This window comes from Halomonas sp. 7T, assembly GCF_025643255.1.
Taxonomy (GTDB): domain Bacteria; phylum Pseudomonadota; class Gammaproteobacteria; order Pseudomonadales; family Halomonadaceae; genus Vreelandella.
In genome coordinates this window covers 2342986-2356012 of the sequence record NZ_CP087112.1, presented here as the reverse complement: position 1 = coordinate 2356012, position 13027 = coordinate 2342986, and the positions used below count along the sequence as shown (strand labels likewise).

Annotated in this window: 11 protein-coding genes; 3 read left to right on the top strand and 8 right to left on the bottom strand. The window is 52.7% G+C overall.

What is annotated here, in order from left to right:
* The first annotated feature begins 169 nt into the window (after positions 1-169).
* Positions 170-1582: a GGDEF domain-containing protein gene (locus LOS15_RS11005; protein ID WP_263065939.1), complete on the top strand. Its 1413-nt coding sequence runs from the start codon at positions 170-172 to the stop codon at positions 1580-1582.
* A gap of 432 nt (positions 1583-2014) precedes the next feature.
* Here the strand turns inward: LOS15_RS11005 and LOS15_RS11000 are convergent, their stop codons facing one another.
* From LOS15_RS11000 to LOS15_RS10970, 7 genes are all read right to left on the bottom strand, one after another.
* Complete coding sequence (locus LOS15_RS11000; protein WP_263065938.1) at positions 2015-3865, bottom strand: ABC transporter ATP-binding protein; 1851 nt, start codon at positions 3863-3865, stop codon at positions 2015-2017.
* Between the two features lie 105 nt (positions 3866-3970).
* The gene (locus LOS15_RS10995) at positions 3971-5575 is read right to left on the bottom strand and encodes a gamma-glutamyltransferase family protein (RefSeq protein WP_263065936.1); all 1605 of its coding nucleotides are present in this window, start codon (positions 5573-5575) and stop codon (positions 3971-3973) included.
* Positions 5576-5628: 53 nt separating this feature from the next.
* A complete protein-coding gene (locus LOS15_RS10990; RefSeq protein ID WP_263065935.1) occupies positions 5629-7143 on the bottom strand; it encodes a tripartite tricarboxylate transporter permease in 1515 nt (504 codons plus the stop codon).
* Positions 7144-7158: 15 nt separating this feature from the next.
* Positions 7159-7629 carry a tripartite tricarboxylate transporter TctB family protein gene (locus tag LOS15_RS10985; RefSeq protein ID WP_263065933.1) on the bottom strand — a complete coding sequence of 157 codons (471 nt, stop codon included), beginning with the start codon at positions 7627-7629 and terminating at the stop codon, positions 7159-7161.
* Between the two features lie 54 nt (positions 7630-7683).
* Positions 7684-8664, bottom strand: a complete 981-nt coding sequence (locus LOS15_RS10980; protein WP_263065932.1) for a Bug family tripartite tricarboxylate transporter substrate binding protein — start codon at positions 8662-8664, stop codon at positions 7684-7686.
* Positions 8665-8795: 131 nt separating this feature from the next.
* Positions 8796-9326: a chromate transporter gene (locus tag LOS15_RS10975; RefSeq protein WP_263065930.1), complete on the bottom strand. Its 531-nt coding sequence runs from the start codon at positions 9324-9326 to the stop codon at positions 8796-8798.
* Positions 9323-9880 carry a chromate transporter gene (locus tag LOS15_RS10970; RefSeq protein ID WP_263065928.1) on the bottom strand — a complete coding sequence of 186 codons (558 nt, stop codon included), beginning with the start codon at positions 9878-9880 and terminating at the stop codon, positions 9323-9325. The genes LOS15_RS10975 and LOS15_RS10970 overlap by 4 nt, the downstream gene beginning before the upstream one ends.
* Before the next feature lie 205 nt (positions 9881-10085).
* Here LOS15_RS10970 and LOS15_RS10965 point away from each other — a divergent pair, with 205 nt between their 5' ends.
* Both LOS15_RS10965 and LOS15_RS10960 read left to right on the top strand, forming a co-directional pair.
* Positions 10086-10754, top strand: a complete 669-nt coding sequence (locus tag LOS15_RS10965) for a GntR family transcriptional regulator (RefSeq protein ID WP_263065927.1) — start codon at positions 10086-10088, stop codon at positions 10752-10754.
* 81 nt (positions 10755-10835) lie between these two features.
* Entirely contained in the window at positions 10836-11399 is a 564-nt protein-coding gene (locus LOS15_RS10960; protein ID WP_263065926.1) for a DUF1415 domain-containing protein, read from the top strand.
* Here the strand turns inward: LOS15_RS10960 and LOS15_RS10955 are convergent.
* A complete protein-coding gene (locus LOS15_RS10955) occupies positions 11377-12990 on the bottom strand; it encodes a diguanylate cyclase domain-containing protein (protein WP_263065924.1) in 1614 nt (537 codons plus the stop codon). The two genes, LOS15_RS10960 and LOS15_RS10955, sit on opposite strands and share 23 nt — an antisense overlap.
* Positions 12991-13027: the final 37 nt, after the last annotated feature.

Sequence of the window (13027 nt, the reverse complement as noted above, 5' to 3'; positions counted from 1 at the left end):
TATAAAAAATGATCCCCTATCACTAGCCGGATAAACACAGGGACTTGCTATGATGGCTATTCAACCAACCGACTATAGTGCTCAACTATCGCTTAGCTCTCCACTGCCCGCCTTCATTCGTCATAGCCTCGAAGGTTGTGCAACACTGCCCACACTGCCTTCAGTTGCCATGAAAGTGCTCGCCATTGCGAGATCCTCAAATGCGAATGTCAAGGCTTACGCTGATGCTATCGAGCATGACCCAGTACTTACTGCGCGTTTACTGGCGTTAGCTAACAGTGCTCACTATACCCGTAACAGTGCACCGTCAATAAGTAGCTGCCAGGAGGCTGTTGCGCGTATTGGGTTAGATACTACTTTGGCAGCAACGCTTAGCTTTAGCTTATTTCGCCAGAAAGGGGCCAATGCCTATCTGCAAAGGGTTTGGAGCCGCTCACTCATCGCTGCCATTGCCTCGCGCTATCTGGCCAATCTTTTGTGTCCGTCTAAGAAAGATTTTGTTTTTACAGCGGCTTTATTACAGGATATTGGAGTTCTAGCCTTAGAGGCTCTCTACCCTGAAGAAGTCGCGAGTGTTTATGAAACACCCGCCGTTTTTCACCCAGAGCTGAATCACAATGAGCACGTGTTATTTGGCTGTGATCATGCCATTGTAGGTGCTTGGCTTGCCGCAAAGTGGGGAGTCCCCACTCCCATAGCAGAAGCAATTCAAACTAGTCATTTGGATTTTTCGGTGACATCAGCAGACCAACTGTGCATCCGGCTTTCTGGACATATTGCTGATGCTTGGCTTTCGCCATCGCCTGCCCAGGCACTGGTGAACCTTATGCGTAAATTGGAAAGCCACCCGTTAGTAGAACATGTCGAGCTAGGCGAAATTCTTAACACTATTGAAACTCAGCTTCCCAGCCTCGCTAATATCCTGGATATCACAGCACCGACACAACACTATAACGAAGCATTGCTGGCAGAAGCTCAGCAGCTGTTATTTGAGCAAACCTTAGCCTTGAGCGCTCGTTTAGACCAACAGCAAAAAGAGTTAGCGCAACTGCTTGAACGTCAAAACGTAATTGAGGCACGAAGTCGTACCGATGCATTGACAGGGATAGCAAACCGGGGGTGGTTAGAGGAGCAACTAGATAAGCGATTTTGGAAATGCCGTGAAGGTGGCAGCACGCTTTCCATTGTTTTCTTTGATATTGATCGCTTTAAATTGATTAATGACCAATTTGGTCATGCTATTGGTGATAGCGTACTGGTAAGCTTTGCCAAATTACTCAATGTCATCATACGCGATGGCGACCTGGCCGGTCGTTATGGTGGAGAAGAATTTATGGCTGTTTTACCGGGAGAAAATGCAAGCAGCGCCAAAAAATTTGCCCAGCGCGTTGCTAACCGGCTACAAGAGCAACCAATGGCTTGGTACCAAGATCAGCCTATTTACGTGACTGCCTCAATTGGTATTGCAAGCCTTGAAGATGGCGGGTTTGCCAGTGCTAACGAACTAGTGGAAGCTGCTGATCAGAGCATGTATTTCATCAAGCGCAATGGACGTAGCGGTATCGCTGTATATGGTCATTAGCCCCGGAGCTTTATAAAAAATTATTATGCCTCTTGTTAATCAGGAGGCATAAACGCCCAGTCAAATTTTTTACCCTATACATAAAAAAACGCCCCCACAGCATGACTGTGAGGGCGCTGCTGCATTCTCTTACTTGGGCAGCGGTACGTCTACTTTCAAAACTCCGTGGCTATAGTGTGCATCCTGCAAACATGAATAGCCTTCCTTGTTCCTATGAGCGTCCTGCCCCATGAGGCTCCGTGCCTCCGAAAACATCCCTGCTTTACCTTCGAGATACTTATTAACCGTAGAAAAGCTAAAGAAAAATATCAACGATTTTAGGCCAAAAATAAAACTTTTGGTCTTGAAGCATTGCTGGCAAAGCAAAAAGCTAACCGCTCTGTACACTTCTTTTATTGCAAGCTAGATGTTGTGTTATATCACTATCACTTTTTACCTATATCCTTCGGCCTGTAAGTGAAATAACGACGCGTAGCGCCCGTTCTCTTCTAGCAGTGTTTCATGGGTGCCTTGCTCAATAATGCGTCCTTGGTCAATCACCACGATCTGCTCGGCACTACGCACGGTGGAAAAGCGGTGGGAAATCAGAATCGTCATTTTGTCGCTACTGTGTTCCCGAAAACGGGCGAATACTTCCGCTTCTGCGGCGGCATCCATGGCGGCAGTGGGCTCATCCAGCACTAAAATATCGGCATTTTTGCGCATATAAGCGCGTGAAAGCGCTACTTTTTGCCACTGTCCGCCTGAGAGCTCCTGACCATTTTTAAACCAACGGCCCAGCTGGGTTTGGTAGCCACTGGGCATGCGTGTGATAAATTCATCCGCCATGCCATTGTGCGCCGCCTGTTGCCAGCGCTGTTCGTCGTCAAACGCTTGGGTATCGCCCACGCCGAGGTTTTCACCAACCGTTAATTGGTAGCGCACAAAATCCTGGAAAATGACCCCGACCCGTTCACGCAATGCCTGAGTATCCCAGGATTTTAAGTCGCTACCATCTAACAGAATTCGCCCCTTAGTCGGGTGGTAAAGCCGCGTTAAGAGCTTTATCAACGTGGTTTTACCCGAGCCGTTTTCTCCCACTAGCGCGAGACTGCCTCCCGGCACCAAATGAAGCGAAATATCGTGTAGCACTTCACCACCACCAGGATACGAGAAGCTGACGTGCTCAAAGCGCAGCCCGTCACCCGGGGCAACGCCCTGGGTGAGATGACCTTCTTCAACGTCGGTGGGTTGCTCAAGGTATTCATAAAGATTGGATAGGTACAGGTTATCTTCATACATGCCGCTGATGGCGGTCAGGCTGGCTGATAAGGCGCCTTGCCCCTGTTTAAACACCATCAGGTACATGGTCATTTGGCCAAGGGTGAGCGCCCCCACAATGGTTTCCACCACCACCCAGCCGTACGCAGCATAAAAGGTGAGCGTGCCAAGTAGGCCAAGGATAAACCCCCAGCTTTCTCGACGCAGCGTTAAGAGGCGCTCTTCAACAAACAGCCGGTTGAAGATGTCTCGGTAACGTTGCAAAAACAAGGGCTCTAAGCCGAAGAGCTTTACCTCTTTGATACTGTCTTCCCGAGCCAGTACGGTTTCTAAATACATCTGCATGCGGGCTTGGGGCGAACGCCAGCGAAATAGCCGAAACGCATCGCCGGAAAATTTCGCTTCTGAAAGAAACACCGGCAGTGCGCCCACAACTAAAATAAGCAGCGCCCAGGGGGAAAACTGCACCAATAAGAAACCAAAGCTTGCCAGCGAAATGGCGTTCTGTAGCAGCCCAAAGGTTTTATTGACTAAGGCAAGCGGGCGGGTAGAGGCTTCCCGGCGGGCGCGGGTCAGTTTGTCGTAAAGCTCTGAGTCTTCAAATTGGCCAAGCGAGAGCGTGCCCGCTTTTTCTAAAATCATTACGTTGACTTTGTTGCCTAGCAGCGCCCGCAGCAGCGACTGCTGGGCCGATAGCCCACGCTGGGCCAGGGCAATCAGCGCAATAATCAGCCCTTCAAGAGCCACTAAACCTAATACGGGGGTGAGCGTTTCCCAGAGATTGGGTGAGCTTTGCGCCTGATAGCTTTCCATGGCGCCTACCACGCCATCCACAATCAGCTGGCCGACCCACGCTGCCACCGCAGGCAGCACACCCGCCACTAAGGTGCAGAGTGCTAATCCCAGCATCATCCAGCGGGAGGTTTCCCAAACCAGGGTAAGCGCGCTGCGGCTATAGCGAAAAACGCTAAAAAAGCCGCTAAAGGGGGAGTGGGGTTGTGAAGGTGATGGTGGCGGTGTCATTGATCAGCAACATAAAAAAAGAGGCTGCTATGATGCGGGGCTTTGGCGTTGATAGCCAGCCTACTGCCCGCCGCATTTACGCTGCGTAGCAGTAGGCGTGAAGCGTTAAAGCGGCAGTACAGCGCCGTCGGTGCGGGGCTCGGTGCCACCTTGCAGTACGCCCGTTTCAGGGTCGCGCAGAATGATTTGGCCACGGCCGAAGCTGATCGAATCAGCAACCTTAACGATGTTGTGACCGCGACGGGCCAGCGCGAGTGCTAAGTGGTTGGGGAAATCAGCTTCAACTTCAATGGTTTTGCCAGCCGTCCACTTCCAGCGCGGCATATCCAGCGCTGCCTGCGGGTTTAGCTGGTCATCCAGCATAGCCGTGACGACCTGTACTTGCCCTTGCGGCTGCATATAGCCACCCATCACGCCGAACGGCCCAACGGCTTGATTATCTTTAGTAATAAAGCCTGGAATGATGGTGTGGTAGGTGCGTTTTCCTGGCGCCAAGGCATTGGGGTGCTGCGGGTCAAGGGAGAACGACCAGCCCCGGTTTTGCAGGCTAATGCCGGTGCCGGCCACCACCATGCCGGAACCAAAGCCTTTAAAATTACTTTGGATAAACGACACCATATTGCCTTCGTCGTCGGCGGTGGCGAGATAGACCGTGCCGCCTTGCAGCGGATTGCCGTGTGCTGGGTCAACGGCCTGTTCGCCAATCAGCGCGGCGCGTGTTTTCAGGTAGCGATCATCCAGCATTTGCTCGGTGGTGGGCAGCATCTCGCTGCGTTCGGTGATGTGTTTGAAGCCATCCATGTAGGCCAACTTAGTGGCTTCAATACGTCGGTGCAGCGTTTCGAAGGGGTCGCTTGCGGGCTTCAAGTGCTCCAGCATGCCCAGCGCTTGTAGCACAATCATGCCGCTACCGTTGGGCGGGATTTCCCAAATATCGTGTCCTTTGTAACGCACGCTGATGGGCTCAACCCACTCGGGCTGATAGGCCGCAAGGTCTTCTTTGCGCAGTAAGCCGCCATGCTCGCGAGAAAAAGCATCAATCGCCTCCGCCAGCTCGCCCTTATAGAAGGCCTCTGCTTTGGTGTCTGCAATGGCTTTTAAGCTGTTGGCATGGTCGGGAGAGGACCATAGCTCGCCGGGGCGCGGCGCATGACCATTCGGTGTGAAGGTGTCAAACCATGGTTTAAATGCGGTATCCGAATAAGCGGAGTAGGTATGGAAGGCTTCTTCCCACATTTGGTGAATCACGGGCGTTACGGCAAAGCCTTCTTCTGCTAGGGCGATAGCCGGGGCGAGCAGTTCGGCAAACGGCAGCTTGCCAAAGCGCTCTGACAGTGCCGCCCAGGCCGCAGGCGCGCCAGGTACGGTGACCGGCAGCATGCCATGGTTAGGTATCGCATCATGCCCCAGCGCTTTCAGGGCCTCAATGGTGGCCGCCTGGGGGGCAGGGCCGCTGGCGTTAAGGCCATGCAGTTTACCGTCTACCCAAACAATAGCGAAGGCGTCGCTGCCAATGCCATTGGACGTTGGCTCGACGACCGTCAGCGCAGCTGCCGTGGCGATGGCGGCATCAATCGCATTGCCGCCTTGCTGCAGAATACTTATGCCCACTTGGGCGGCTAATGGCTGCGATGTGGCCACCATGCCGCGCTTGCCAAATGTCGCCATACGGCGGGAGGCGCTAGGGTAGTAAAGTGCATCGTGTTGCATACCAGATTCCTTTTAAGTCGTTAGTTCAGTTCAGCGTTATGGGCATGGGCTTCTCAAACGTTCTCTTGTTGAGCCGCTGTTTTTGCATGTTGTATCTTTCGGTCTTGATAGAGAGAGAAGATGACCGAGGCGACGGCTAACGCTAAGAAAAGCGCTGATAGTGGCCGTGTTAAGAAGGTGAGCCAACTATCGTTAAGCTCCAGGGCGCGAAATAACTGGCGCTCAAGATTGTTGCCAAGCACCACACCCAGTATCAGCGGCGTTAGCGGCACTTCCGCTTTCCACAGCAGGTAACCAATAATCCCGAAGATAAATAGCACCCAAATATCGAACAGATTGTTATTCAGCGCATAGGCGCCAATCGCGCATAGCATTAACACGACGGGAACGAGAATCTGCTGTGGAATGAGCGATATTTTGGCGAACCAACGCACTAGCAACAGGTTGCAGAGCACCATGACCACTGCGCCGATCAGCAGGCTGGCGTAGATAGCACCTACCAGTACGGGGTTTTGTTCAAACATCATTGGCCCTGGCGTAATGCCGTGCAGGATGAGTACCCCCATCATGATGGCCATCGGCAAGTCACCCGGTATTCCTAGCGCCAGGGTGGGAACAAAGGCGCCACCGGCAACAGCACTATTAGATGCTTCTGAAGCCACGAGGCCGCTTGGAGTGCCTTTGCCAAACTCTTCCGGATGCTTAGAGAATTTTTTGGCTTGGTCGTAGCTTAAAAAGTTAGCCACCGTACCGCCCGTGCCAGGTAACGCGCCGACTAAGCTGCCGATTAAGGCAGAGCGCAACGTATTAAGCTTTTGCCTCGCCATATCTTTCATAATACGGCCATAGGGAATCATTACGTTGGTATTGATATCTTTAGCGCCGCTACCGCCATCCTTGAGCTTTTCAATATTGCCAAGCAGTTGGGAGAAGGCAAAGATGCCGATCATAACGGGCAGAATTTCAAAGCCTGACCCCAGGGCCGGAATGCCAAAATCAAACCGTAAGTTGCTATTTCGGTCGTAGCCCACGGTGGTAATCAACAAGCCCAACGCCGCCGCGAGTAAGCCTTTTAGTAATGCGCCGTTTGAAAGCCCGGCCACAAGGGTTAACGCAAATACGATGAGTGCAGTGATTTCCCAAGGGCGAAAATTCATACTGAAACTGGCAATTAACGGGCCGAAAAAGACCAGCACTGCCACGCTAATCAGGGTGCCTAAAAACGAGGCGACAACACCAATACCGAGCGCGCGCCCAGGATCGCCCTTTTGTGCCATGGGGTAGCCGTCATACACGGTGGTAATGGAGGAGGGTGTGCCGGGTATCCCGAGCATTACGCCCGACACAATGCCACCTGAATAGCCACCCACGAACACGCCGACCATCAATGAAACGCCGCTTACCGGGTCCATCGCAAAGGTGAATGGAAAGACCACCAGAATGGCCATGGTGACGGTAAAGCCAGGAATGCTACCGCCGATGATTCCGAACAACACCCCGATCACGATCAAACCCAAAACCGATGGCGTGCCGACCTCAGCGAGGGCTTGGAGGAAAAAATTAGTCATTATTTACTCCATAGGTTAAGGCAGCCAGACGTTCAGGCCATGGCGGAAAATGACAAAAATAACCAACGTCAGCGTAAAGCTGAGCGTGAGGTTGATGACCCACTTACGTCGTGTATTTATGCCCATGAGAAGTGCCAGCGAAGCGACTAAGAAGCCTATCGTCGCCACGATGTAGCCCACCAAAGGGAGTAAGGCTGTATAAAGCCCAAACAGGAAAAAGATAGCAACGATGATGCGTCGCTTCTGAAACCACTCTTGGAGCAGCTGTTTTGTACCTGCCCGCTCGGGCACTGTCACCAGTAGTGATCGCACCAGGATAGTGAGGGACAGCAGCCCGATGAGTACTAGCAAAATACGAGGGAAAAGCGCTGATCCATACGGTTGCCAACTAGTAGGTGGGCGGATATCGCCCGACTCAATCCACATGACAGCCACAATCAGGAGCAGCGCCAGCGCCAGGGCGCGGTCTTTCGTTAGCGTCAGCATTTGTGATGCCTCCGGCATCTCTAGCCCACGTTACGTGGGCTAGAGGAAGCGCTCTTAGTTCTGGAAGTCGATGTTTTCGGCGGCAGCAGTTAATGCGGCTTCGTTCTCATCCAAGAACGCTTGATAATCATCCCCGGCGAGGAATCGCACGACAGAGCCAAATTCGTTTTCGATGCGGCTTTGCACGCGCTCGTTCTCAAGCGCTTGGCCATAAGCCTCGGCGATAGTGTCTAGAATGTCCTGGGGAGTGCCTTTGGGGGCAAAGATACCGCGGCTGGTAGAGTGATCCATCGCGATGCCAAGCTCGCGCAGCGTTGGCACATCAGGCATGCCATCCAGGCGCTCAGGGTGGGCGATGCCGAGGGCACGGAAAGTGCCATCTTCAAAGAATGCGCCGCCAGACGGCAGATTAAACATCGCAAAGTCGATTTCTTTCGCCATTAAGGCCGACACCTGTTCACCGGTATCTGGGTAACCGACTAGGCGAACGTCTGCCATATCAATGCCCGCTTCCTGAAAAAACTGTGCCCAGAAGAAGTGATCCGTTGAGCTCGGGATGATGCTAAAGCGCACTTGACCAGGATTTTCACGAACATAGTCGGCGATCTCGTCGGCGCTTTGTACGTCATGATCGGCGTGAGCCGCTGGGATATTGATGGTTTGGGTGAGCAGCGCTACCGGCTCGAATGCGTCAAACGAATAATCGACGGTACCGGCTAACTTGGAAAGCGCAATGGTGTCGTGGCTACCCAGCAGCGTGTAACCATCTGGGGACGCCTCTTTAACATTGCGGGAGCCAAGGGTAGCGCCCGCGCCTGCCATATTGACGGGAACGATAGATTCACCCAGGTGCTTTTCAGCTTCCTGAGAAATCAAGCGAAACAGAATATCGGTTGCCCCGCCTGGGCCGTAGGGGATAACTAAGCGGATATCCTGCTCCGGATAGTCTGCTTGAGCCGTGGTGGTGATCGCCATACTAGACGCAAGGCCGATGGCGACGAGGGTAGTGCTTAGAGTCAATTTTAAGCGCGTCATTTTTCTACACCTTTATGGATAGGGTGGTGCTATGGGATTCCGCCCTTACTGCAGCGGTGTGGTGAGCGCGTGGTCCCGTTATCGGGTTTTTATTGTGGTAATCGTCAATAAGCGTTAATGGTTAACCAGCATTAGCCGAGAAAAAAACCTCCGTAAATCAATGCACCCATAACCACAAAGGCGGGATGCGTTTTAAAGAGAATCAAGGCAACTGCTGCTACGATGCCAATAATCAGCGTGTGTATGGCTCCACTGGTAGTAACGCTTTCGAGTAAAAAGCCTAAGGTTAACCACGCCATCATCATCGCGATGACCGGGCGAACCCATTGGCTCATCCGTTTGACACGGGGGGAGTCTCGGTGGCGATAGAGCAACCCAAGCGCTCCTAGCATCAGTAATAGCGAGGGAATGACCGTCGCCGCAACGGCAATCAACGCACCGCCGATGCCTGCTACTTCATAACCGATATAGCCTGCCATTTTGGTGGCAATCGGGCTGGGAAGCGCGTTGCCGAGAGCCAGCGTTTCGGCAAAGCCTTGTGCTGTCATCCAGCCATAGCGACCCACCACCTCCGCTTCAATAAGCGGGATAATGGCCGGGCCGCCGCCATAACCAATAATGTTGGGAATAAAAAAAGCTAAGAACAGCTCCCAATAGATCATGCTGAGCCCTCCGCAGGTTTTTTATGCGTGGGCCGAAGTAGGGCTGTTAGCAGAATGGCGCCAATCACCCAGCCTGGGTGTACGCCCAGCCAATAAATAATGGCACCGGCAGCGACTGCCATGACAGCACTTGCCAGCCAGCCTAGCGCTGCCTGTGATTTGTCGAAAAAATCCCAAGTCAGTTGTCCCATCATAACCATGACGACCGGCATCACGGCCTGCCCCATGCCCCGTATCCAGCCTACGTCGCGGTAGCGGCTAAAAATGCCCAGCATCACAATCATGGCCACAACCATGGGGAAAATAGTCGCGAGTACCGCAATGACACAGCCGCTGGTTCCTGCCACGCGGTAGCCAATATACCCAGGCATTTTTGTTGCAATAGGCCCAGGCAAGGTGTTCGCAATCGCCAACACATCGGCAAATTCTTCATCGGTGAGCCACTGATGTCGTGTTACAACTTCTGCACGCACCAGCGGTATCATGGAAGGGCCGCCGCCAAAACCAAAAATGCCGACGCGGAAAAAGGCCCACAACAGTGCGGTTTGCTTCATTTGCCAGGTGCCTGCAGAGGGAGCTGTGTACGAAAAAACGCTGTGTAAAAAAGCATCGATACGACCTGTTTATCGTTTTTAAGTTAAAAAATCGATTATTTTGTCTAAAATAGAATATAGGTGAGCCTTGCAAGAGGCGTCAACATCTACATGAATAATCTCCGTTAACCGATGCATTGCGTAAGGTACGCAAAAGGACTCCGGCATGAACAAGCATATCCAGCTCCCTACCGGTAAGGCATCTAGCCCCATTTACGATCTATTGCGCAGAGATTTGGTGGGGGGGCGCTTTAAAGCAGGGGAAAAATTGGCGATTAATGCGCTAAAAGATCAGTACCAAGTAGGGCTTAGCCCACTGCGTGAAGCGCTCAACAAACTGGCGGCGTATGGCTTGCTAGAACAAGAGAATCAACGTGGTTTTAGAGTGCCCAAGCTCTCCCGTGATGAGCTGGATGATATTGCTCAGATGCGCACTGAGCTGGAATGCATGGCGCTTGAGCGCGCCATTGCCCAAGGGGATGCCCTATGGGAGGCAGATTTATTAGCCGCCGCCCATCGGCTAAAGCGTGCGGATATTACGCTGGATAAAGGGGAGGAGTGGGAGCGCCTACATACTCAGTTTCATCGTACGCTAGTGGCACCCTGTGGCTCGGTGTGGCTACTGCGCTTTATTGAGCAGTTACACGACCAGTTTGATCGTTATCGGCGGTTAGGGCCAAAAATGCCGACCATTCGCCAAGCATTGGATGAGCAGCACCATGAATTAGTGGAACTGGCGCTTCAGCGCGACGCAACCGCCGCACGAGCGCTGATGGACGACCATATTCACAAGTCTTATGAAGTGGCGCTGGCACGTTACCAAGCGCATGCCTAAAGCCAAGACAGCGGTTGCCAGGTAAACTCGCGCTATCTGAGAGATTTCGCCCTTAATTCAGTACCGAAGGTATGAGTCGTCATGCAAGCAACAGACAGCACCATTATCGAACAGACGTTGGCATGGGTACGCAGCTTTATTGTGGAGCACAATATTTGTCCCTTTGCTAAACGAGAGTTAGAGAATGGCAGTATTCGCGTGGAAGTCGTGCGCTCAAAAAAAATGGAAGTCGCCCTGGAAGAGCTAGTGGCTGAGATTGAGTGGCTGAATGAGCACCCTGAAACAGAGACCACGCTCTTGGTCTTTCCCACGTTGTTTAAAAATTTCGACCACTACTTAGATTACGTTGAACTCGCGGAAAGCCTGCTGGAAGAGCAAGGCTACGACGGTATCTACCAGCTAGCCACGTTTCACCCAGATTACTGCTTTGCTGATGCCGAACCGGAAGAAGCCTCAAATTACACCAACCGCTCGCCCTATGCGATGGTGCATTTGCTGCGTGAAGCGAGCGTTGAGAAAGCGATCGCTTTTTATGGCGACACAGCGCTGATACCCGAGCGGAATATTGCTCATTTGACCACCATGGGTAGCACCGCTGCCGAAGCGGCGTTACAGCGTTGCTTCAGTGAGGCTGTTCGTAAATAACAAGGCGATGCTTACCCTGGTGTTTGGCTTGATAGAGCGCGGCGTCTGCCCGCTGAAACACTTGGCTAATGGCGTGACCATGCTGGGGCCAAATGGCGGCTCCCAAGCTGCATCCTACCTGTGCGGTTTGCCCATCAGGTAGGTACACCGGCTTAGCAATATGGGTAAGTAAGCGCTGACTAATGTCATTAGCAAGTGTGGCGCTGGATACACTAGGGCTTTTGATGATCATGACAAACTCGTCGCCGCCTAAGCGTGCCACAACATCGCCGCTGCGCAGCGTTGCTTTCAAGCGTTGGGTGACTTCTATCAGCAGCAGGTCTCCGGCATGGTGCCCAAGCGTGTCGTTAACCCGTTTAAAGCCATCCAAATCAAACATCAGTACTATCAAACTATGTTGCTGACGCTCCATTTCTGCCAGTGTGTGCTGCAAATATTGATCAAGAAAAGAGCGGTTAGGGAGGCCTGTCAGCGGGTCAGTATTGGCTAAATCTTCTAGGCGGCTGATGGTTTGACGCTGGTCTAATAGCCGCTCGACCATATCGCGCATAGACGTGGAAAGGCGTTCAAATTCGGGGGAGCCGGTTTCCAGGGTAAAGGCGCCATGCGTTTGGGTAGTTTGGATGGTGTCGGCGGCACGAGCAAGCCGAGTTAACGGTGCGATAAGGCGCGCTGCCAATACCCAGCCAGCAATGGAAAAGAGCAGTGCAACGAGTAGTCCTGTGCCTAAAATCAGTTCGTTCAGACGTGCTACAGGGGCAAAGGCGGCATCAACCGGCTGCCTGCTAATCGCCACCCAGCCAAGCCCAGGAAAATCCCCAAACCCTTGGCTATGCGCGATCCCCGTCACATAGCGTTGCCCATCGGGCCATGTTTCAACGGACCACTGAGGCATTGAAGGATCGCTTTTATCATGCGTAAAAGGCAATGCTTGGCCGCGCAAAGAAGGTGGGCCTAAAAGGACAGTGCCATCCTCTGAAAGTAATAGAAGGTCGGTTTGCTGTTCTTGTAGCGCTGGCGAAAACATAGAGTCTTTAACGCGCGCCGCCCATTCCCAGCTTAAATGAACGGCCAGTACGCCGCTAAACGCGCCGCTAGCATCTTCCAGCGGGGCTGCGATATCCACAAACTGAATAGGCTCCCCAGTGGGGTTGGGCAGTAGTTGCGACAGCAACACCGCATCATGCACATCACCAATCCATAGTGCCTGCCGCCCTTCAGTAAAGACGGGGCGTTGGGCAATGGACTGCCCTTCTAAAATACCGCCAGTGGCAGCTACCACGGTGCCCTGGGTGTCGGTGATGCCAAGCCAGGACACCACGTCGTAATTACGCTGTAAGTACTCAAGTTGATCACGCGTGAGCTGACCACCTGATTGTCCGTCCTTGAGGCCCAGTAACAGCTTAACCTCCTTAATACGCGCATCCATGCTGCGATTAAGCTTGTCTACCATGTGGTAGGCTTTATTGGCGCTGGTTTCGCCGATATTTGCTTCCAGCTGAGCGGCCGACTCACGGGAGGCCACCCAGCTAATCAGCATCGTGATGGTAAATACCAGCGTTGTGACCAGCGCAATGATGCGGGTGCGCAAGGAGAGGCGCTTCAGGCCTGAAAGGTATATGGGCATA